15 protein-coding genes are annotated in these 22,358 nt (G+C 72.9%); 9 read left to right on the plus strand and 6 right to left on the minus strand.

The window, feature by feature from the left end; genetic code table 11:
• The first annotated feature begins 5 nt into the window (after positions 1 to 5).
• Complete coding sequence (locus P3X83_RS23215) at positions 6 to 3,188, plus strand: ATP-dependent DNA helicase (protein ID WP_277307285.1); 3,183 nt, start codon at positions 6 to 8, stop codon at positions 3,186 to 3,188.
• On the plus strand, positions 3,182 to 6,472 hold the full coding sequence (locus P3X83_RS23220) for a UvrD-helicase domain-containing protein (protein WP_277307286.1): 3,291 nt from the start codon (positions 3,182 to 3,184) through the stop codon (positions 6,470 to 6,472). The genes P3X83_RS23215 and P3X83_RS23220 overlap by 7 nt, the downstream gene beginning before the upstream one ends.
• A 4-nt stretch (positions 6,473 to 6,476) precedes the next feature.
• Here the strand turns inward: P3X83_RS23220 and P3X83_RS23225 are convergent, their stop codons facing one another.
• The 4 genes from P3X83_RS23225 to P3X83_RS23240 form a co-directional block, all read right to left on the minus strand.
• A complete protein-coding gene (locus tag P3X83_RS23225; RefSeq protein ID WP_277307287.1) occupies positions 6,477 to 7,598 on the minus strand; it encodes an alanine racemase in 1,122 nt (373 codons plus the stop codon).
• Positions 7,595 to 9,256, minus strand: a complete 1,662-nt coding sequence (locus P3X83_RS23230; RefSeq protein ID WP_277307288.1) for an IucA/IucC family protein — start codon at positions 9,254 to 9,256, stop codon at positions 7,595 to 7,597. Before P3X83_RS23230 ends, P3X83_RS23225 begins: the two co-directional genes overlap by 4 nt.
• A gap of 67 nt (positions 9,257 to 9,323) precedes the next feature.
• Positions 9,324 to 10,901, minus strand: a complete 1,578-nt coding sequence (locus tag P3X83_RS23235) for an IucA/IucC family protein (protein WP_277307289.1) — start codon at positions 10,899 to 10,901, stop codon at positions 9,324 to 9,326.
• Positions 10,898 to 12,118, minus strand: a complete 1,221-nt coding sequence (locus tag P3X83_RS23240) for an ATP-grasp domain-containing protein (RefSeq protein ID WP_277307290.1) — start codon at positions 12,116 to 12,118, stop codon at positions 10,898 to 10,900. The genes P3X83_RS23235 and P3X83_RS23240 overlap by 4 nt, the downstream gene beginning before the upstream one ends.
• A 207-nt stretch (positions 12,119 to 12,325) precedes the next feature.
• Here P3X83_RS23240 and P3X83_RS23245 point away from each other — a divergent pair, with 207 nt between their 5' ends.
• The 5 genes from P3X83_RS23245 to nudC all read left to right on the plus strand — a co-directional run bounded on the left by P3X83_RS23245 (position 12,326) and on the right by nudC (position 17,768).
• Positions 12,326 to 12,709, plus strand: coding sequence for a hypothetical protein (locus P3X83_RS23245; protein ID WP_277307291.1), 384 nt, complete (start codon positions 12,326 to 12,328; stop codon positions 12,707 to 12,709).
• A gap of 3 nt (positions 12,710 to 12,712) precedes the next feature.
• Complete coding sequence (locus P3X83_RS23250; protein ID WP_277307292.1) at positions 12,713 to 14,134, plus strand: ATP-binding protein; 1,422 nt, start codon at positions 12,713 to 12,715, stop codon at positions 14,132 to 14,134.
• Complete coding sequence (locus P3X83_RS23255; RefSeq protein ID WP_277307293.1) at positions 14,131 to 14,790, plus strand: response regulator transcription factor; 660 nt, start codon at positions 14,131 to 14,133, stop codon at positions 14,788 to 14,790. Before P3X83_RS23250 ends, P3X83_RS23255 begins: the two co-directional genes overlap by 4 nt.
• A 579-nt stretch (positions 14,791 to 15,369) precedes the next feature.
• Positions 15,370 to 16,161 (plus strand): hypothetical protein, encoded by a 792-nt coding sequence (locus P3X83_RS23260; RefSeq protein WP_277307294.1) that lies wholly within the window; start codon positions 15,370 to 15,372, stop codon positions 16,159 to 16,161.
• Positions 16,162 to 16,772: 611 nt separating this feature from the next.
• Positions 16,773 to 17,768: an NAD(+) diphosphatase gene (gene nudC / locus P3X83_RS23265; RefSeq protein WP_277307295.1), complete on the plus strand. Its 996-nt coding sequence runs from the start codon at positions 16,773 to 16,775 to the stop codon at positions 17,766 to 17,768.
• A 26-nt stretch (positions 17,769 to 17,794) separates the two neighbouring features.
• Here the strand turns inward: nudC and P3X83_RS23270 are convergent, their stop codons facing one another.
• Both P3X83_RS23270 and P3X83_RS23275 read right to left on the minus strand, forming a co-directional pair.
• Positions 17,795 to 18,034, minus strand: coding sequence for a mycoredoxin (locus P3X83_RS23270; RefSeq protein WP_277307296.1), 240 nt, complete (start codon positions 18,032 to 18,034; stop codon positions 17,795 to 17,797).
• Positions 18,035 to 18,113: 79 nt separating this feature from the next.
• Positions 18,114 to 19,076, minus strand: coding sequence for an alpha/beta hydrolase (locus P3X83_RS23275; RefSeq protein ID WP_277307297.1), 963 nt, complete (start codon positions 19,074 to 19,076; stop codon positions 18,114 to 18,116).
• Positions 19,077 to 19,250: 174 nt separating this feature from the next.
• On the opposite strand from P3X83_RS23275, the gene P3X83_RS23280 reads away from it, so the two are divergent.
• Together P3X83_RS23280 and P3X83_RS23285 are read left to right on the plus strand one after the other, a co-directional pair.
• On the plus strand, positions 19,251 to 21,338 hold the full coding sequence (locus P3X83_RS23280) for an ATP-dependent DNA helicase UvrD2 (RefSeq protein ID WP_277307298.1): 2,088 nt from the start codon (positions 19,251 to 19,253) through the stop codon (positions 21,336 to 21,338).
• A complete protein-coding gene (locus P3X83_RS23285) occupies positions 21,307 to 22,224 on the plus strand; it encodes an acyl-CoA thioesterase II (RefSeq protein WP_277307299.1) in 918 nt (305 codons plus the stop codon). The genes P3X83_RS23280 and P3X83_RS23285 overlap by 32 nt, the downstream gene beginning before the upstream one ends.
• Positions 22,225 to 22,358: the final 134 nt, after the last annotated feature.

Consider the following 22,358-nt stretch of genomic DNA (forward strand, 5'->3'; position numbering starts at 1 on the left):
GAGTTGTGAGTGGTCAGACCTGGCGCCTGGTGCGCAACGGGACGCGGGGGCAGGCGTCACCTCCCGAGCTGGACGAGAACCAGCGGGCGGTGGTCGATCATCCCGGCGGCCCACTGCTCGTCCTGGCCGGTCCCGGCACCGGCAAGACCACCACGATCGTCGAGACCATCGTCGATCGCGTCGAGCGCCGGGGGCTCGACCCCGAGCGGGTGCTCGTGCTCACCTTCAGCCGCAAGGCGGCGGGGGAGCTGCGCGATCGCATCACCGCCCGGTTGCGCCGCACCACCCGCACCCCGCTCGCCCTCACCTTCCACGGCTACGCCTACGCGCTGCTGCGCCGTGCCGCCGCCGACCGGGGCGACGAACCGCCGCGCCTGCTCACCGGCCCAGAGGAGCTGCTGGAGGTACGCCGCCTGCTGCACGGCGAGCTGGAGGACGGCGCTCCCGACTGGCCGTCCTACCTGCGTGAGGCGCTGAAGACGCGCGGGTTCGCCGAGGAGGTCAGCGACTTCCTGGCGCGGGCCGCCGAGCGCGGCCTCGACGGCGACGACCTCGTCGAGCTGGGACGCGCGCACGGCCGCGCCGACTGGGCGGCGGCGGGCCGCTTCGCGCGGCGCTACCAGGCCCGCTTCGACCTCGACCCGGTGCCCGCGCTCGACTACGCCGAGCTGATCAGGGCCGCCGCGGGCCTGCTCACCGAGGGGCCGGTCCGCGAACGAGAGCGCGCCGCCTACGACATCGTGTTCGTGGACGAGTACCAGGACACCGACCCGGCGCAGGAGCACCTGCTGCGCCGGCTCGCCGGAGACGGCCGCGACCTGGTCGTGGTGGGCGACCCCGACCAGTCCATCTACGGCTTCCGGGGCGCCGAGGTGGACGGCATCATGCGCTTCCCCGAGCGGTTCCGCACCCGCGACGGCGACGAGGCCCCCGTGATCGCGCTGCGCACCTGCCGCCGGATGGGGCCGGAGATCCTGCGCGCCTCGCGGCGGATCAGCGCCCGCCTGCCGTCCACGCCCGCGCGCGAGCACCGGCAGCTCAAGCCGGTGCGGCAGGACGGCGAGGTCAGGGTGCTGCTGACCGACAGCGCCACCCAGGAGGCCGCCGTCGTGGCCGACACGCTGCGCCGCGCGCATCTGCTCGACGGCGTGCCGTGGTCGCGGATGGCCGTCCTGGTCAGGTCGGCGGTGCGTCAGATGCCGCTGCTGCGCAGGGCGCTGGCCACGGCGGGCGTGCCCGTCATGGTGGCCGCCGACGAGCTGCCGCTGGCCAGTGAGCCGGGGGTCCGCCCGCTGATCGCGCTGCTCCGCGTGGCCACCGATCCCGCCGCACTCGACGAAGCGGTCGCCGAAGACCTGCTCACCGGCCCGATCGGCGGCACCGACATGATCGGCGTGCGCCGCCTGCGCCGCGCGCTCCGCGTCGCCGAGCACGCCGCCGCCGCCGAGCTGAGCGCCGAGGGCGCCGCGCCGGTCCCGGTGCGCTCCTCGGGCGAACTGCTGGTGGCCGCGGTCACCGACCAGGCCGAGCTGATCCGCGTGGAACCCCACGTCGCCGCCCCCGCCACGAGGGTGGCCAGACTCGTCGCCACCGCCCGCGACGCCGTGCGGCGCAAGGGCTCGGCCGAAGAGGTCCTGTGGGAGGTGTGGCAGGCCAGCGGCCTCGCCGGCACCTGGACCGACGCGAGCGTCTCGGGCGGCCCGAGGGGCGTGCAGGCCGACCGCGACCTCGACGCGGTCGTCGCGCTCTTCGACCACGCGGCCCGCTTCGTGGACCGCCTGCCCAAGGCCGGGGTCGAGGTGTTCCTCGACGACATGGCCTCCCAGGAGATCGCGGGCGACAGCCTGGCCGAGCACGCGCCCGACGCCGAGGCCGTCCGCATCCTGACCGCGCACCGCGCCAAGGGCCTGGAATGGGACATCGTGGTCGTCGCGGGCGTGCAGGAGGCAGTCTGGCCCGACGTCCGGATGCGCGGCTCCATGCTCGGCATCGACGCGATGATCGAGCTGTCCAAGGGCTCGGCGCTCGACACCACCGAGTTCGCCGCCGCCGCGCTGGCCTCCAAGCAGCTCGCCGAGGAGCGGCGGCTGTTCTACGTGGCCGCCACCCGGGCCAGGAGCCGCCTGGTGGTCACCGCCGTCGGCGGCGACGACACCGACGAGCGGCCCTCCCGGTTCCTGAACGAGCTGCTGCCCGGCGGCGTGGAGCCGGCCGGAGTCGACGACCGCGCCCGCTGGCTGAGCATGTCCGCGCTGGTCGCCGACCTGCGCCAGGCCGTCTGCGACCCGACCAGGCCCGCCGTGGTGCGCCGCGACGCCGCCCGCCACCTGGCCAGGCTCGCCGAGGCGGGCATCGCCGGGGCACACCCCGACGACTGGTACGGCCTGACCCCCCTCACCGACGACCGCCCGCTCGGCTGGCCCGACGACGTCGTCCGCATCTCCCCGTCGGCGGTGGAGAGCTTCAGCAAGTGCGGGCTGCGCTGGCTGCTGGAGACCGCGGTCGGGGCGTCCGGCACGTCGGCGGCGCAGGGCCTGGGCACGATCATCCACGCGCTGGCCGTACTGGCGGCGACCGGCGTCCCGGCCGAGGAGACCCTCGGCAAGCGTCTCGACGCGATCTGGGACGAGCTCGACTTCGGCGGCAAGTGGTTCAACCGCAAGCAGCGCCAGGTCGCCGAGCAGATGATCAGGAAGTTCGTCCGCTGGCAGCAGGACAACGACCGCGACCTGATCTCCACCGAAGAGGCGTTCACCGCCGTGGTCGGCGAGGGCATCGAGATCAGGGGCCGGGTCGACCGCGTCGAGCGCGACGGCGACGGCCGCGCCGTCATCATCGACATCAAGACCGGCGGGTCCAAGCCGTCCGAGTCCGAGATGGACCGCCACCCGCAGCTCGGCGTCTACCAGCTCGCCGCGCTGCTCGGCGCGTTCCGGCGGCACGGCATGACCGAGCCCGGCGGCGCCGCCCTGGTGCAGGTGGGCAAGGCCGCCGGTAAAGACGCCAGGGAGCAGCAGCAGCGGGCGCTGGCCGACGACGACGACCCCGGCTGGGCCAAGGACATGGTCGACACCGTGGCCACCGGCATGTCCAGCCAGTTCTTCCAGGCGTCCGTGAACGACGGCTGCCGCACCTGCGCCGTCAGGTCGAGCTGCCCGGTCAGCGACGACGGAGGTCAGGTGTGCTGAGCGCCGCCGACCTCGCGGTCAAGCTCGGCATCCCGGCCCCCACGCCCGAGCAGGCCGAGGTCATCGAGGCCCCCCTGGAGCCGATGGTCGTGATGGCGGGCGCGGGCTCGGGCAAGAGCGAGACCATGGCCGGCCGGGTGGTCTGGCTGGTCGCCAACGGCCTGGTCAAGCCGGAGCACGTGCTCGGCCTCACCTTCACCCGCAAGGCCGCCACCGAGCTGGCCGCCCGCGTCCGCAAGCGGCTGACCGGGCTGGCCGACGCCAAGCTGGTTCCCGTGGAGATGCTGGAGGAGGAGCCCACGGTCTCCACCTACCACGCCTACGCCGCCCGCCTGGTCACCGACCACGCGCTGCGCGAGGCGCTGGAGCCCACCATGCGGCTGGTGCCGCCCGCCGTGTCCTGGCAGATGGCCAGCCGCGCGGTCAGCCTCTACGACGGGCCGATGGAGCAAGTCGAGTGGGGCCCGGCCACCGTCACCCGCGCCGTGCTCGAACTCGCCGGTGAGATGTCCGAGCACCTGCGCGACGCCAAGGACGTCCGCGACCTCGGCACCTGGCTGGCGGGGAAGCTCGACGACGTGCGCGGCACGACCAACGCCGCCCAGCGCAGGCCGCTGGTCACCCAGCGGGCCAGGGAGCAACTGCTGCCCATGGTCGAGGCGTACGAGCGGATGAAGCGCCAGCGCGAGGTCATCGACTACGGCGACCAGATGGCGCTGGCCGCGCGCATCGCCGTCAACCACCCCGAGGTGGGCGCGATCGAACGCGACCGGTTCGCCGTGGTGCTGCTCGACGAGTACCAGGACACCAGCCACGCCCAGCTCGTGCTGCTGCGCTCGCTGTTCGGCGGCGGCCACCCGGTCACCTCGGTGGGCGACCCCTGCCAGTCCATCTACGGCTGGCGCGGCGCCTCCGCGGGCAACCTGACCCGCTTCTCCCGCGACTTCCCCACCGGGACAGGCGACCGGTCCAAGGTCAGCCGCCTTTCGGTCAGTTTCCGCAACGGCGACAAGGTCCTCGACGTGGCCGCCCGCGTGCAGCTCCCGCTGCGGATCGAGGCGCGCGACGTGCCGGTGCTGATCCCCGGCAAGACCCGCGTCGAGCGCGGCCGGGTGCTGTGCGCGTTCCACGAGACCGCCGAGGACGAGGCCCGCTGGATCGCCGAGGGCGTCGCGGGCGTGCTCGGGCAGGAGTCCGCGCCCGACGGCCTGCCGTGGGGCGAGGGCGAGCGCGACAAGGCCAAGCCCAGCGCCTGGGGCGGGCAGCAGTCCGTGCAGCCCGCCGACGTGGCGATCCTGGCCCGCAAGCGGTCCCAGTTCCCGGCGCTGCGGCGGGCGCTTGAGGAGCGCGGCATCCCGGTCGAGGTGGTCGGCCTGGGTGGGCTGCTCGCCGTGCCCGAGGTCGCCGACATCGTGGCCACGCTGCGCGTCCTGTACGACCCGACGGCGGGCGACGCCCTGGTGCGGCTGCTCGGCGGGCCGCGCTGGCGGATCGGCCCGGCCGACCTCAAGGTGCTCGGCGACCTCGCCCGCGAGCTGAACCGCGAGACCGACCAGGGCGCGTCCCGGCCCGACGACCCGCTCGACCAGGTCGTGGCCGACATGGCCGAGGAGCGCGGCAGCCTGGTCGACGCCCTGGACGAACTGCCCGAGCGCGACGAGTGGCAGGACCGCTTCTCGCCGCTGGCCCGGGTTCGGCTGCTCGCGTTCGCGGCCGAGCTGCGCACGCTGCGGGCCCACGCGGGCCGTCCCCTGCCCGACCTGATCGGCGAGGTGGAACGCCGGACCGGCCTGGACATCGAGGTCGCGGCCCGCTCGGGCGCGGCGAGCGCCTTCGCCGCCCGCGCCGACCTCGACGCCTTCCTCGACGCCGGGGCCCGGTTCGCCGGAGACGCCGAAGATCCCACCCTCGGCGCGTTCCTCGCCTACCTGAAGGCCGCCGACGAGGAGGAGAACGGCCTCGACGCCGGCCGGGTGGGCGACAGCAACAGCGTCAAGCTGATGACCATCCACGCGTCCAAGGGCCTGGAGTGGCCCGTGGTCGTGGTGCCAGGCCTGTCGCAGCTCACCAACAAGAGCGGGGCGCTCACCACCGGCACCGTCTTCCCCGCCAAGCCGGTCACGACCCCCCGATGGACGGAGAACCCCCGCAAACTGCCCTATCCGCTTCGCGGCGACGCCGGTGACCTGCCCCGGCTCGCCGGGCTGGAGAAGGACGACCTCATCGACTTCGACGCCGAGTGCCGCGAACGCGACCTGATGGAGGAGCGGCGGCTCGCCTACGTCGCCGTCACCCGCGCCCACTACCTGCTCATCGCCTCCGGCTACCGGTGGGGCAGCGCGTCCAAGCCGCTGGAGCCGTCGGAATTCCTGCTGGAGATCCGCGACACCTGCGGGCGGGTCGCCCGGTGGGCGGCCGACCTCGAAGAGGGCGCGGCCAACCCGCTGCTGGCCCAGCCCGCCGAGGCCACCTGGCCGGTCACTCCGGACGGCGTCCGCTACGTCGCGATGCTCGACGGCGCCGGGCTGGTGGAGGACGCCCTGGCCGGAACCCTCACCGAGCCCGCCGTGAACGAACCGGTGCGCGAGCGCGACCGCGAGCGGGTGCGGGCCTGGGAGCGCGACACCGAACTGCTCATGCTGGAGCGCGAACGCCTGCGGCGGCGGCCCCCCACCCAGGTCACCCTGCCGGAACGGCTGACCGTCTCGGCGCTGGTGAACCTGGCCTCCGACCCGGGCGAGCTGGCCCGCAGGATCAGGCGTCCCATGCCCGCGCGCCCGGCGCCGCTGGCCCGCCGGGGCACCGCGTTCCACCACTGGCTGGAGACCCGCTGGGGGCAGCAGAGCCTGTTCGCCGAGCTGGAGCTGCCCGGTGCCGCAGACGACCTGGCCGAGGCCGACGTCGCGCTCGGCGAGCTGTGCGACCGGTTCGAGGAGAGCGAGTGGGCGGCCCGCCGTCCGCTCGACTTCGAGGTGCCGTTCGAGACGATGGTCGGCGACCGCCTGCTGCGGGGCCGGATGGACGCCGTCTTCCAGGCGCCCGACGGCACCTACGAGGTCGTGGACTGGAAGACCGGCGAACGGCCCCGGGGCAAGGCCGCGCAGGCGGCTGCCGTCCAGCTCGCGGCGTACCGGCTGGCCTGGGCCGACCTCTCGGGCGCGCCGGTCGAGCGGGTACGCGCGGCCTTCCACTACGTGCGGGCCAACGAGACCGTCCGGCCGGTGAACCTGCTCGACCTGGCGGGGCTGGTCGCGCTGATCGAGCGGGTTCCGGTCGTGGAGTAGCGGATCACACGTAGTGGAAGGCCGGCTTCTCGTGCATCAGGAAGTCGTGGTGGGAGATGTTCCACGCGTACGCGCCCGCCATCGCGAACGCCACGACGTCGCCGGGGGCCAGGCTCGCTGGCACCTGGCGGGCGAAGACGTCCTTGGGGGTGCAGAGCTGTCCCACGATGGTCACCGGTTCCTCGCGTGGCCGGTTCTCCGGCCCCGGCACGACGGCGAAGGGCTGGTCGTGGCCCTTGGTCACCGGGGTGCGCAGATGGTGGGTGCCCCCGGTGACGACGGCGAAGGTCTGCCCGTGGACGCGCTTCACGTCGATCACGCGGGTGAGGTACCAGCCGCAGTAGGCGGTCATCGCCCGCCCCGGCTCCACCCGCAGGGTCTCGCCGGGACGCCGCAGGGCGCGCAGCCCCGAGCCGTAGGCGGGCCAGTCGAAGCGCGTGGCCGGTTCGGTGTAGGAGACGGCCATGCCGCCGCCCAGATTGACCTCCAGATCGGCCTCGGTGTGGCCGAGCCCCCTGGCGTCGCCGAGTACGGCCCCGGCCAGGGCGAGCAGTTCCGGCGCGCCGAGCCCGCTGGCCAGGTGGGCGTGCACCCCGCGCAGCCTCACGCGGGGTTGGGCGGGGAGGAGTTCCAGGCACTCGCGCATGCCGTGCTCGTCCATCCCGAACGGCGTCGCGCCGCCGCCCATCGCCAGGGCCGCCCCCGCGACGGGTATGTCGAGGTTGAGGCGGAGCAGGACCTGGACGGGCCCGCCGCCGAGGTCGAGCAGACGCCGCAGCTCGTTCGGGCTCTCGACGTGCAGCCGGGCGACCCCGGCCGCCTGGGCCAGTTCGGCGGCGGTCTTGCCCGGCCCGCCGAGCGCGACCGGCATCTCGGGCGCCACGGCCCTGACGTGCGCCAGCTCGCCCCCCGAGGAGACCTCGAAGCCGTCCACATGGCGGGCCAGCACCCGCAGGATCTCGGCATCAGGGTTGGCCTTGACCGCGTAGTACAGCTCCACGTCGCCCAGCGCCCGGCGCACCGCCCCGGCGTGGGCGTCGAGCCCGGCCAGGTCGTAGACGTAGGCGGGCCGGTCGCCGGGCAGTCGCTCGGCGACCGCGAGCACGGCGGGCGGAACCGCGATCATCCGGCCACCTCCATGATCCCGTCGCCGTCGCGCCCGGCCAGGGGGTTGGCGACCGGGACGTATCCAGCGGCGCGGTCGGCCGCGCGCGACCACCGCACCGACAGGTTCGCCTTGGCGGGCAGCGGCACCCCCGACAGCAGGTCGCGCATCCGCGCGGGCCACTCCCGCGAGCGCGCGTAGGCGGCCAGCTCGTCCCAGGCCACCCCCCACAGCTCGGCCAGCAGCCGATCGCCGTCGTCGCCGGCGCGGCCCGCTATCGTGGCCGCGATCTCCGGAAGGTGGTTGACCAGCAGGCAGTAGGCGACGCGGTTCCACCCCTGGTCGGCGGTGTAGGTCAGCGCCCCCGCGACCGGGCCGGGAACCCCCGCGAGGTCGTGGCGCCCCGCGACCAGCTTGGCGCCCTCCAGGTCGCGGAAGACGGCTCCGGACGGCATGCCGTCAGGGGCCGTCTTGACCAGGACGTTCTGTAGGTGCGCCTCCAGCACCACGCCGTGGGCGCAGAACGCGTCGAGCGCCGGCAGCGCCACGTGCCTCACGTAGGCGGCCCACCACCGCACCGGCTCGGCCGCCTGCCGTTCGGCCACCATGGCGGGCAGGGCCGTCGCGGCGGCCAGCGCGGCGGCCAGCAGCGCGGTGGGGGAGGGGGAGGCGCGCAGGATCACACCCAGCCCTTCGAGCAGGCGGGTGCCGAGCGCGGCGCTGCGAAACCCCGGCTCCGGCAGCCAGCCGGTGCCCGGGAACCGGGTGGCCAGCGCGCCGAACACCGGCTCCAGCCGCTCGCTGAGCGCGACCGCGCCCTCCAGCTCGTACCAGGCGTTCTTTCGCACGCAGTTGGTTATCCGGACGTCTAGGCTGAACTTCAGGCACATGCCGCTGACCGGCTCGTGCACGGTGCGCACCGACGAGGTCGGCACCACCGGGCGGGAGCCGTGCCCGAGATCGACCAGCCGGCCGTCCGCGAGCGGGGCCGCGAGGTCGGCGGCCAGCAGGTCGAGCTGCCACGGGTGGGCGGGCAGCAGGGTGTATCCGGGCGGGGTCGCCGCCCCGGCGTCGAGCTTGTCCAGCGCGGTGGTGTCGCCTCCGGACAGCAGCACGTCGTGCCGCACGCCGAGCAGCCGCAGCGGGAAGGTGGCGTGCGCCTCCGGCGCGTAGCGCAGCCAGCCGGTGGCGTCTCTGGCCTTGGGGCTCGGGTGGAACGGGTGCCCGATGGTGAGCGCCTGCTCCGAGGCCAGCCACGGCCCGGCGGGCGGGGCGGCGCGCTCGCGGGCCGCAAGGATGCGGGTGATCGCGTCCCGGCTGGCGGCCACCTGCCCGCCGAACTCGTCGTTTCCGTCGTCGTTTTTGCTCAGACCGGCCTGGACGAGCCTGACCAGCAGGGCCGAGGTGAGCGGGCGCCACGCGCCGTCCTCCAGCCACGCCGGGGGCTCGGCGAATCGCAGCGCCATCCCGCCGCGCACCCGGGCGCGGATCAGCGTGCCCGCCAGCCGCAGGAACGTGTACGGCGGGCCGTCCCACACCTCCCCGCGCGGCCCGGCGATCTCCCGGAGGCAGCAGCGCAGCAGCGCCGCCACCGTCGCCTCCTCGGCGGTGGCGCGGTGCCGCGCCCGCCCCGGGGAGTCCTCGGCGCGGGGGACGTCGGGCGACAGGAGGCTGTTCACGTGCGGCAGTGCCCCTTCTGGTCGGACTCTTCTGGGTGGGCTCTCTGGGTGGGTTTCGATCGGACGATCAGACCCGGCGCAGGTAGTTCGGCCCGCCGGTGCCGTAGAACTTGTTCACGTCGGCCGCCCCGGTGCGGGCCTTGTCCACGAGGGTCCCGGCGGTCAGCATGGCCTTGCCGACCAGGCGCGCCGCGTCGAGGGTGCGGGCGCGCAGCAGGCGGGCCAGCGGATCGTCGCCGTGCTCGGCCAGCGCGTCGGCCAGGGCGTCGCGCACCATCCGCCGCGCGGCGTCGGCGGGCAGCGCGCCGAACGCCACCGCTGCGGCGGCGAGGTGCAGGGTGATCGTGACGAACACGTCGGCGAGCGCGTGCGGGTCGTCGGTGAGCATCCGCTCGTCGGCGAACCGGGGGACGGCCAGCCCCGCCGCGCGTAGCCGCTCGGGGGAGGCGAGCAGGCCGTCGTTGTCCTTGATCAGCAGTCTCGGCGGCCCGCTGGCGACGAGGGAGATGTTCTGCTGGTGGGCTTCCAGGGCGATGCCGTACTTCACGAACAGCCGGACGTTCCAGCGGAGCAGCAGCCGCAGGTAGCCGCCCAGCACCGTGGTCACGTCGCCGCCACGGGCGCGCGCCAACTCGGCGATGACGGTCTCGCCCGCGCCCGCCGGGGACGGCGCCAGCAGGGCGGCTACCGGGATCACCCGCGTGTCCGGGAGGGTGCGGACCATCCACGCCAGGTACTCGTGGTCGGCGTGGCCGTACCGCTGCTCGTCGGCCAGCAGGATCGCGTCGCGGAACTCCGGCTCGGCGGCCAGCACCTCGCGCAGCAGGCGCTCGGCGAGCGCGCCGTCGCCGAGCGTGGCCGGCTTGATGGACCGTCGGTTGCGCAGCCCCAGAGTGCTGGTGGCCAGCGGCAGCTTCAGGTGGATGCCCGGCGCGGCCTCGACCGTGCGCATCGAGAGCGTGGGACGCACCCGCAGGTACGGCACCGGCCCGACGGTCACCCCCGGCATGCCGCCCACGACCCGCACGGACAGCGGATGCACCGGGAACGGCACGTGCGTCCCCGCCAGGCCGGGCAGCCCTACGTCGGCCGGCGACGGCCCGAACGGTACCCGCCCGCCGCGCGCCCGCTCACGCGGCACCGCCGCCCACCGCAGCTCGAACGACGGAGCGAACTCCGGCGCGTAGGCCAGCAGCTCCGCCTCCGACATGCCGTAGCGGGCCCGCGCGGTCGGATAGACCGGATGGTCGACGAAGGCCGCCAGGGTCTCGTAGTCGATCGCGTCGCGGTCGCGCGGGTCGAGGTGGATCCGCCCGAGCACCTCGTCGCGCCGGGCGTCGTGCAGCTCCAGCGCCCGCAGCGCCGCCCCGCACTCCACCGCGAGCGCCTTCACCCCCGCCGCGTCGGCCGGATGGGCGATCTCGGCCACCGCCCCCAGCACCGACGACAGCCCGAGCGACTCGTCGGGGGCCACCACGAAGTCCTGATAGAGCGACCCGGGGGTGAGCCGCACCCGGCGTGCGCCCGGCAGTTCCAGCGCCACGCCATCCCGGGTGCGGGTGACCCGGTCGGCCAGCCCTCCGTAGTCTTCCCGCAGCAGGGCGTTGACCACGCGTGCCGCGACATACGGCTCCCGCTCGCTCATGCGGTCACCGTCCAGGGGTGGGCGGCGCGGAAGGCGTCGAGGGCGGCGTCCACGCCCGCCTGGTCGTCGCCGACGGCGCGCACGATGCCGAGGTAGTCGCGGTTGGTGCCGGTGCGCTCGACGCGCTCGCCCATGGTGCGCAGCGGCCGGTGCCACAGCCGCACGCCGTCGGCGTCTCGTGGGGTGATCGGGGGCGGCGCGGCGCTGATCACGCCCGTGCGGTCGGCGAGCAGGCTGAGCGCGGCTCCGGCGCGGCGCGGGGGCCGCTCCTGGCGGGGCAGCGGCTCGCCGAGGTGGACCCGCAGGATCCACTCGAACAGCGGGACGCCGAGCAGGTCGGCCAGCAGGAAGTCGCAGTGGTCGCCGATCACGCGGTAGTTGACCTCGATCACCCGAGGCCCGGCGGGCGTGATCGCGTACTCGGTGTGGCACGCGCCGAACCCCGCGCCGAGCGCCGCGAGCGCGGCGAGCACATGCCCGGTCTCGTCGGACGGCCGGGCCGGGGCCCAGTCCAGGCGTTCCTCCACGAAGTGGGGCGGGGGGCCGAGCGTCGTGGCGAACCCGCCGAGCACGCGCACGCCGGTGGCGTCGCCGAGGGTCTCCAGCGTGCGAACGGGCCCGTCGAGGTACTCCTCGACCACGACGGCCTTCCCTGGCCGCCGCGCCCTGATTCCCTCGATGGCGGACGCGAGCGCTTGGGGGTCGTCCACGAGGAGCACGTCTTCGCTGGCGACGCCTTCGCGCGGCTTGACCACGACGGGGAAGGGCACGCGCGCGGAGGCGGCTGCGGCGTACGGCCCGCCGTCCGCTCCACGGACCGTTTCGCAGTCGTCGCCGGGAGCCAGGCGCAGCGAGCGGACCCGCTCCACCCCGGCCTCTGCCAGCGTGCGGCGGGTGAGCGCCTTGTTCTTGGCCGCCAGGCAGGCCCGCCAGTCCTTGCCCGGCAGGCCGAAGTAGGCGGCGGCGAGGGCCGTCTCCGGCTGAATGTGGTCGGAGTTGGAGAACACGGCGTCCGGGCGGTGGTGGTGGGCGATAGTGTCGATCACCGCTCGGGCGTCGCGCACGTCGCACCGGACGACCTCCTGGGCGTCGGCCCGGCCATGATCCTCCGGCCGGTCGGTCAGGATGGTGACGTCGCAGCCCAAGGCGCGGGCGGCGGGGAGGAATCCGTCGGTGACGGAGTCGGTCGGTTTGAGCGCGGTGATGTACAGCCGCACGCAGGCACCCCCGGATCAGGTAAGCCTAACCTAACTCAAGGCATCTTAGTGCCGCCACCACGGGCCCGTGGCGCGAGTTGTCATTCACGAAGGATGTCGGTCTTGTCGGGGACAGTGATGATCGATAAGTCGGCGGGGACGCTTGGATGAGAGGGTTCTCATCCAGCTCTCACGATCGTTTCCGAGATCGCCGCCTACCGTTGAGGGATGAACCCCCGTACCTCCATCATCGCCGTTCTCGCCGGGGCCGTCGTCGCGGTGCTGGCGATGGTGGGCCTGGTGCAGGTGGTCACCGTCGATCCGCCCGACCTTCGCAGGGCCATCGTCGTCACCGAACGTCCCACCGGCTCCCCGAAGGAACCGGTGGACGAGCCGTCCGCCGGAGAGCCCGAGCCGAGCCCGCGTGAGTCCACCGCCCCGAAGGGCAAGGACGCCCCTCCCAGGCAGCAGGCCCGCAAGAAGACGGCCGAGCCCGTCCGCCCGCCGCCGCTGCCCCGGGGCGGGAGCGACGACGACGGCGGCAGCGGTGGCGGTGGCGGTGGTGACGACGGCGACGACGATGACGGCGGGGAGAGCGACGGAGATGACTGACGGATGAGCGCCCGCGCCCGGATCGTGGGCTGGATGCTCCTCGTGGTCGCCCTCGCCCTCGGCGTGTCCGTCTTCGCGACCTGGACCCTCCTGCACGCCCGCATGGAGGGCAGGGTGAACGCCGAACTGACCAACGAGGTGGCGAAGCTCAACAACTACGTCGAGTCCGCCGACACGCCCGTCGGCGACCTGTCGGCGCTGCTCGACGGGCATCTCATGGTCAACGCGCCCGACGCCTACGAGACCTTCTTCAGCATCGTCAACGGCGAGATCGGCCACCGCTCCTACGCGCGTCCCCTCGCCGACCTCACCGCGGACGAAGCCCTGGTCACCCGGCTCGCCCAGGCCACCACCCCGCTCGCCGACTGGGTCGACAGCCCCGCCGGGACGGTCCGCTACGCCGTCATCCCGGTCGAGAGCGGCGCCGAGCGCGGCCAGTTCGTCATCGCGATCTTCTACGACCATCACCTGAAGGAGGTCGTGGACGCCGTGGGCGCGGTGGCCGTCACCGCCGTCGTCTCGCTGGTGATGGCGGGCCTGGCCGGATGGCTGGTCGCCGGCCGGGTGCTCGCGCCGGTGCGCCTGGTCCGCCAGGCGGCCGAGCGGATCAACGACTCCAGCGACCTCACCCGGCGGCTCAACGTGCCCGGCAACGACGACGTCGCCGCCCTCGCCGGGACCTTCAACCACATGCTCGACCGGCTGGAGCGGGCCTTCGCCGTCCAGCGCGACTTCGTGGACGACGCCGGGCACGAACTCCGCACCCCGATCACCGTCATCCGGGGCCACCTGGAGCTGATGGGCGACGAACCGGAAGACCGCGCGGAGACGATCGCGCTGGTCACCGACGAACTGATCCGGATGAACCGGATCGTGGACGACCTGCTCACCCTGGCCAAGGCCGAACAACCCGGGTTCCTCGCGCTCGACGACGTCGAACTGGCCGACCTCACGGTCAGCGTGCTCGCCAAGGCCCGCCCGCTCGGCGAGCGGACCTGGCGGGTGGAAGAGGTCGCCGACGCCTCGATCAGGGCCGACGGGCAGCGGCTCACCCAGGCCATGATGCAGCTCATCGCCAACGCGGTACGCCACACGCAGGTGGGCGACCTCGTGGCGGTCGGCTCCGCCGTACGGGGGGCCGAGGTGGTGCTGTGGGTGCGCGACAGCGGCCCCGGCGTCCGGGTGCAGGACCGCGAACGGATCTTCGCCAGGTTCGTGCGCGGCGGCGGCCGTACGCACGAGGGGGCCGGGCTGGGCCTCGCCATCGTCCGCTCCATCGCCGAGGCCCACGGCGGCGACGTCCACGTGGTGAGCGCGGACGGCGGAGGCGCGCTGTTCGTCATCGGCATCCCGTTCGAGAACGCGCGCCGAGACGGAGCAGGCGAGGAGCCGGACCCGATCGAGATCATGATGGAGCCCCGATGAACCGGATTCTGATCGCGGAGGACGAACAGCGCATCGCGTCGTTCCTGGAGAAGGGGCTGCGCGGCAACGGGTTCGCGACGACCGTCGTCGAGGACGGCGTGGCGGCCTGCGAGTACGCGTCCAGCGGACGGTTCGACCTGCTCATCCTGGACATCGGGCTGCCGCTGCGCGACGGCTTCACCGTGCTGCGGCGGCTCCGCGAGACCAGGACCCCGATCCCGGTCATCATCCTCACCGCCCGCGACAGCGTCGCCGACACGGTGGCGGGCCTGTCGGGCGGCGCCGACGACTACATCGCCAAGCCGTTCGCCTTCGAGGAACTGCTCGCCCGCGTCCGCCTGCGCCTGCGCGGCGACCGCGTCCCGGAGGTGACGGTCCTGCGGGTCGGCGACATGTCCCTCGACCTGCGCGCCCGCCGCGTCAACGCGGCCGGCCGATCGGTCGACCTCTCCACCCGCGAGTTCGCCCTCGCCGAGGTCTTCTTCCGCCACCCCGACCAGGTCCTCACCCGCGAGCAGTTGCTCAGCCACGTGTGGGGCTTCGACTTCGACCCGGGCTCCAACGTGGTCGACGTGTACGTCCGCTACCTCCGCCGCAAAATCGGCTCCCACCGCATCCAAACCGTCCGAGGCACCGGCTACCGCCTTCGCGCCTAACCCCCCACACCCCCTCCCCTCCCGTCCGCCGGTATCCGCCCAATGGGCCTCGCTGCGCTCGGTCTGTGTTTCTGTGTCGGGCTTCGCCCGACGCTGTCGCCACCGGCTGAGTCGGGATTTGAATGGCATTGAATAAGCCATTCGGCGGCGCGTCCCATTTCCGCGTGGGGCGTATGGGAGAGCGTCCAAGTAATGGTGGCTGAGGCGGGCGCCGCGATGGGCTCCGTGACCTGTGCGAACAGGCCGTCTTTCGCCGCCGTGCCTCTGGTGGAGGACACCCCTGCGTATGGAGAAAGGCGGATCTTTCTGTCGGAGATCGGAGTGCGGTGCTGTCCCCCCGAGTGCTGTAAGCGCAGGTCGGGTGGACTCCGTCAGGCAGAATTCACGCCTCTCCGGAGGGTGAGACCTGGCGTGGGCATGGTGACCTTTGTGAATGCCAAGGGGTTCTGACGCCGGGTGGGCCGTGCCGGGGCCCGGATGGATGGCAGACCTCTCATACGGCCCTCATGGGCTCCTCACCGCCCGCCCACAGGCTGGGAGGAGCCGCGGGAGGACCGCGGGATACGACAGGAGCCATAGATGACCATGGAACTGCGCCGCGCTCTCACGGCGGTTTCCATCACCCTGGGCCTCGGAGCCGTGGGGGCGACCCTGGCCCAACCTGCGGTGGCGGCGCCGCCACCGGAGTCGCCCGTGACCGCCCAGGTCGATGACACCGAAGCCGTCGCGCCGCCCGATGACGTCACGGTTGAGGAGGAAGCGTCGCAAGGCGCGGTAGTCCTGCCTCGGGGGGACGAGCGCCTTGCCGTCCCGGCCCTGGACGATGACGACGACGGTGACGACGACGGGGAAGACCCCGAGGACGGCGAGGACGACGGCGCGCGCACCGGGCGGGTGGCGCTGCGCGGGGACGTCGACGACCGGCGTGGTGACGACACCGACGACCGTGCGGGCGCCGGCAAGGTGGCGCTGCGCGGAGACGACAACGGCGACGACAAGGGCGACGACAACGGCGACGGCGACGACAACGGTGACGACACCGGCGGCGACGGTGATGACGACAACGGCGATGATGGCCGGGTACGTCTTGGTGCCGCCTCGGCGTCCCACTACGACTCCAACGACGACACCTCGGACGCCGCGAGCACCGAGGGTTCCCGAGACGACGACGCCACGGCGCCCCAGGGCGGCGTGGACACGGGTGCGGGGGGCACGTCGGCGGTGACCGACGCCGGTGCCTCGACCCCCGTCGCAGCCTCCTCCGAGAGCCTTCCCGGCGGCCTGGTGGCCGGTCTGGCCGGACTCGCCGGGCTTGCCGCCCTGGCGGGCGGCGGCTTGTGGGTGAGGCGCAGGCTCGGATCGGAGAGCTGACCATGCGCCGGCCGGACGGCGTTCCCGGTCTGCCCGCCGAGCCGTCCGACGATCTGCCCGTTGACGGCCCCGGAGCCCCGCCCTCGCATCCACGCGGCCTCCGGCGCGGGCACCGCCCCCAAAACCCGTCCGGCCGGTTCCCCACTTCGCAGGAGCCCCAGGCTCGCCCATACTCGGACACGTCCCCCTCCCGCCGCTGCCTGCCGGGTGAGTCTCATCACCGGCGAAAGGTGTGGGTCCGGGTGCCCCGGCAGTGGTTGTCCCTGTTCGGGCCGATGGCCGAGCGTCCCGCTCGTCGTACGGCAAGCCGAAAAGCCGCCGGGGTCACCGTCGCGGCGGCCCTGGTGCTCGGTGCGTGCGCCGCACCCGACACGGTGACCCAAAGGACAGCGGTGACCCAAACGGCAGCGGCGACACGCACCTCGCACCCGCTGATCACCCGGCATCCACTGATCAACCCGATGACTCCCGGGGCCGCCACCTCGGGTACGCCCTGGGCTCCCTCGTCCTTGATTCTCCAAGGCCGCCGACGAGGGGGCCCAGGCGCGTCAACCGCGAAATGCCATCTTTTGCGCGGCGTAGGATAGGCGAGGCAAAAGGGGTGGAACGCGTTGGGGATCTTGGCAGACGAAGAACTCCTGGGACCGCTGCTGCTCGCGCGCAGTGCCATCGACAGGTCGGCGGCGCTGCGGAACGACGCAAAGTGGCTCGCACGGGCCTGGGACGACCAGGCCACCCGAGTGATGGTGATCGAGCAGGGGAGAACCCTGGTCAGGCGTACCGGTGACGACACCGCGATCGTCTACCACGCGCCTACCGAGCTGCCGCAGGGCGAGCGCTACCTCCTGGGCGTCGATTCCGAGGGGATCGCCTACTTCGCCTTCGCCGGGCCGCTTCCCGGCGTGCCCGTCGCGATGGAGAACCATGCGAACCGGCGCCAGGTCCGGGCCGTACCGCCGGTCAAGGCGGCCGACCTTGAGGAGGGCCACACCATCCCGGTGGGGCTGCGCCAGGTGGGCATGCTGCTGGGCGACCGCGACGCCGGCCTGATGGTCTACGCGGTCGCGCTGGAAGCATGGCACGCGACCCACGAGTTCTGTCCGCAGTGCGGCGGCCCGACCGAGGTCAGGGCCGGGGGACACATGCGGGTATGTCCCGCCGACGGCAGTCAGCACTTCCCTCGCGTGGACCCTGCGGTGATCATGCTGGTGCACGACGAGGACGACCGCTGCCTGCTCGCCCGCGGTCCCCAGTGGCCCGAGGGCCGCTTCTCGGTGCTCGCCGGGTTCGTCGAGCCGGGGGAATCGCTGGAGCACGCCGTGATCCGCGAGGTCGCCGAAGAGGTGGGCGTCACCGTCGAGGGCCCGCGTTACCTGGGCAGCCAGCCGTGGCCGTTCCCGCGCAGCCTCATGCTCGGCTTCTTCGCGCGGGCCGTCTCCACGGAGATCCGGCCCGACGCGGACGAGATCGTCGAGGCCCGCTGGTACAGCCGGGACGAACTCGCCGCCGCTCTGCGCGCGGGAGAGGTACGCCTGCCGCCCGAGGTCTCGATCGCGCGGCGCCTGATCGAGACCTGGTACGGCGAGCGGCTCACCGGCGACTGGTGATCAGCCCCCGGTGACGGCCGTCGCGCTCAGATGGCCGCCATCCTGGCCTTCACCTGGATGACGGAAGGGTTGGTCATCGCCGTGCCGTCGGGGAAGACCACGGTCGGCACCGTCATGTTGCCGTTGTTGACGCTCATCACGAGCTCGGCGCCCTTTGTGTCCCGCTCGATGTCGATCTCCTGGTAGCTGATGCCCTCCCGCGTGAGCTGGCTCTTGAGCCGCTTGCAGGGGCCGCACCAGCTGGTGGTGTAGACCGTCAGCGCCATGTCCGCGTACTTCCCTTCGTGTGCGGGTACCTCGGGGGGGTGAAGGTCGGCCGCTCATTGGCAACAAAACGAAGGTCGCTCATCTTCCCGGGCGAAGCATGCCCCCGACCCACTCATACACCCCGGCCGACACGCTGGCCAGGGCGTACAGGGCGGATGAGTGGCCGGTTCCGGGCACAACACGCACCGCCATCGGCACGCCCACCTGCCTGAGCTGCTCCTTCAGCAGTTCGCTCTGGGCGGGCGGCACGAACTCGTCCTGGGAGTGCACCGCGAGCATCGGCGCGTCGCCCCGGCTGGCGTGCCACGGCACCTCCATGCTCGCCCAGATCCTCTCGCACTTACCGCTCGGCCCGCAGCCGCCGGCGAGCTTGATCGCGGCGGTCCGCAGCCTGCGCTTGGCCACGTCGGTGCTGCCCGCGCCGTCGGCGTAGGCGGTCAGGGGGGAGACCACCGGCGAGAGGCCGACGACGCCCTTGAGGCCCGGCATGCCGTCGCCGTAGGTGCCGACGGCGGCGGCGATGTGACCGCCCGCGGAGAAGCCGACGATGACGTAGTTGGCGGGGTCGAAGCCGAGACGGGCGGCGTGGCGCTTGGCGGTGGCGACGGCGGTGAGCGCGTCGGTGCGCTGGGCGGGCCAGGCGGCGTCGGAGGAGAGGCGGTAGTTGACGTTGAAGACCGTGTATCCCTGGGCCACGTAACCGCGGGCGATCGACGACATCGACCGCTTGTCGCCGCTGGACCACCATCCGCCGTGCAGCAGGAACACGCCGGGACGGGGGGCGGTGCCGGGCAGGCGGGAGACGTCCATCCTCTGGCGGCGGTGCTTGCCGTACGCGACGGTTCTGCTCACCGCGTCGGTGACCTCGGGGAACTCGGTCGGCGCGGAGGTCGGCGGGTCGGTCGGCGTCTGCCCCGGCGGGATCGGCACCGGCGGCGGAACCGGGCTCGACGTGGCCGCCGCGGCGGGCGCGAGGACCGGAGTGGCCGGCAGTACGGCTGCGGCCAGAGCGAGGGCACCCGCGGTCAGCACAGTCCGCACGATTCTCATCCTCCCCAAGGAATGGTCGCCAACATTGTGGGGTACACCCACAGGTTTTCGCATCCTGACGCGATCAGTGGTTATCCACAGGCGATCTCCGAACCGGAGCGAGCCGGCCGCGATCACTGAAAGGATGGTCGCTGCAGACCTGTTCGACGCGCGTAAGGAGATCGCGTGGAGCCCGATGACGTTCTGGCGGGGCTTGACCCCGAGCAGCGCGCGGTCGCCGAGGCCACGCGTGGTCCGGTGTGCGTCCTGGCGGGCGCCGGCACGGGCAAGACGCGCGCGATCACCCATCGCATCGCCTATGCCGTCCACACCGGAGTGGTCGAGCCGTCGGCCGTCCTCGCGGTGACATTCACCACACGCGCGGCGGGCGAGCTGCGCCAGCGGCTGCGCTCGCTCGGCGTGCCGGGGGTGCAGGCGCGCACCTTCCACGCGGCGGCGCTGCGCCAGCTCGGCTACTTCTGGCCGAGGGTGATCGGCGGGGAGCTGCCCTCGATCATCGAGTCCAAGGTGCCGGTGCTGAACGCCGCCTACCGCCGAGTCCGCAGAAATCCCGACAAGTCCGAGCTACGCGACGTCGCCGCCGAGATCGAGTGGGCCAAGGTCACCCAGGTCACGCCCGAAGACTACGCAGACCTGGCGGCGAAGGCCGGCCGCAAGTCGCCGCTGCCCCCCGAAGAGGTCGCCCGCCTCTACGACGCCTACGAGCAGATCCGCCGCGAGCGCCACCTGATCGACTTCGAGACGATCCTGGAGCTCACCGCCGCGGTGATGACCGAGCACCGCGAGGTCGCCGCCCAGATCAGGCAGCAGTACCGCTACTTCGTGGTCGACGAGTACCAAGACGTCAACCCCCTGCAGAAGCTGCTGCTCGACACCTGGCTCGGCGGGCGCGACGACCTGTGCGTGGTCGGCGACCCCAACCAGACGATCTACTCCTTCACCGGGGCGACCCCGCGCTACCTCACCGGCTTCGTCGTGGAGCACCCCCAGGCGCCGGTGATCACGCTCATCCGCGACTACCGCTCCACCCCGCAGGTGGTCGGGCTGGCCAACAAGGTGCTGGCCAAGGCCAGGTCGCCGCACCGGCTGGAGCTGGTGGCCCAGCGTCCGGAGGGTCCCGAGCCGGTCTTCGCCGAGTTCGACGACGAGCCCAGCGAGGCCGAGGGCGTGGCCAAGGCGGCGCGCAAGCTGATCGACTCGGGGGTGTCCCCCCGCGAGATCGCCGTGCTGTTCCGGATCAACGCCCAGTCGGAGGCGTACGAGGAGGCGTTCTCCGCGGCGGGAGTGCCGTACCTGCTGCGCGGCGCGGCGCGGTTCTTCGAGCGGCCCGAGGTGCGCGAGGCCATCGTGCTGTTGCGCGGGGCCGCCAGGTCCGCGACGGCCGACGACCCGCTGGCCCCGACCGTCCACCACATCCTGGGGAGCAAGGGCCTCACCCCGCAGCCGCCCGACGGCGGCAAGGCGCGGGAGCGGTGGGAGTCGCTCAAGGCGCTGGCCGAGCTGGCGGAGGATCTCGCCGCCAAGGGGGCCGACCTGCCCGCGTTCGTGGCCGAGCTGGAGCGCCGGGCCAGCGAGCAGCACGCCCCGCCGCTCGAAGGGGTGACCCTCGCCTCCCTGCACTCGGCCAAGGGCCTGGAGTGGGACGCCGTGTTCCTGGTGGGGCTCGTCGACGGCGTGATGCCGTATCGCGAGGCGGAGTCGCCAGAACAGATCGAGGAGGAGCGCCGGCTGCTCTACGTCGGCGTCACGCGCGCCCGCGCGCACCTTCACCTGTCGTGGGCGCTGGCCCGGTCGGCGGGCGGGCGCAAGAGCAGGCGGCCCTCGCGCTTCCTCGACGGCTTGACCGGCCGTCCCTCCGCGCCCCCGCGCGCGGCCTCCTCCGGGCGCGACCGCCGTTCCATCGCGGCTCCGGTGAGCTGCCGTGTGTGCGGCAGGACCCTGGTGACCGGGGCGGAGCAGAAGCTCGGCCGGTGCGGCACCTGCCCGTCCGACTACGACGAGGAACTGCTGGAGAGACTGAAGGCGTGGCGCGGCGCCTCGGCCAAGGAGGCGAAGGTCCCCGCCTACGTGATCTTCACGGACGTGACCCTCCAGGCCATAGCCGAACGGGTTCCCGCCACCGAGGCCGACCTCCTGATGATCCCTGGTATCGGACGAGTCAAACTGGATCGGTACGGCGAGGCTGTGCTCTCCATGTGCCGCGCGGCGGGGGAGCCCGCAGATGAGCCTGCGGGAGATCCTGCGGGCGAGTAGGAGGATCGGCTACGTGAACGAGGCCCTGAAGGAACTGCTCGACCTGCTCGACCTGGAGCAGATCGAGCTGGACATCTTCCGGGGGCGCAGCCCCAAGGAACGCATCCAGCGGGTCTTCGGCGGGCAGGTGGCGGCGCAGGCCTTGGTCGCGGCGGGCCGTACGGTGCCGTCCGACCGGCAGGTGCACTCGCTGCACGCCTACTTCATCCGGCCGGGCGACCCGTCCGTGCCGATCGTCTACAACGTCGATCGCCAGCGCGACGGCCGGTCGTTCACCACCCGCAGGGTCGTCGCCATCCAGCACGGCAGGCCCATCTTCACGATGTCCGCCTCCTTCCACATCGACGAGCCGGGCGTCTCCCACCAGGCGGCCCCGATGCCCCAGGTGCCCAGGCCCGAGACCCTGCCCACCGTCCAGCGGCGGGTGCGCGACCTGCTCGGCGACGAGGCCGAGGCGCGGGTGGCACTGGAGGCCCCGCGTCCGGTCGACGCCCGCTATGTCACCCCGCTGACCTGGGAGGCCCAGCGCGACCCCGCGCTGGTCGGGTCCGAGAACCAGGTGTGGTTCCGCTACGACGCCGACCTGCCCGACGACCCGCTGCTGCACATCGTGCTCGCCGCCTACGCCTCCGACTACACCCTCGTCGACACCGTGCTGCTGGCCCACGGGCTGGCCTGGGGCACCTCGCCGATCATGGGAGCCTCGCTGGACCACGCGATGTGGTTCCACCGCCCGTTCAGGGCCGACCAATGGCTCCTCTACGCGCAGGAATCACCGTGGTCCGGGTCCGCCCGCGGGCTCGCCCGCGGACAGATGTTCACGGAGTCAGGCGATCTCGTGGTATCGGTGGTTCAGGAGTGCATGATCCGCGTGCTCGACACGTAAAAGTGCAGGTCGAAAATATGTTGCCCGGTCGCGGTGCTGGGGTTTAGGGTCATGGTCAAGCGAGTCGGACGCTCATGTCCGGCCGACTTCATCAGCAAGATCAGCTAGTCGGAAAGTTTCCCCTGAGCGGAGGT

Source organism: Spongiactinospora sp. TRM90649 (assembly GCF_029382225.1).
Classification (GTDB): domain Bacteria; phylum Actinomycetota; class Actinomycetes; order Streptosporangiales; family Streptosporangiaceae; genus Spongiactinospora.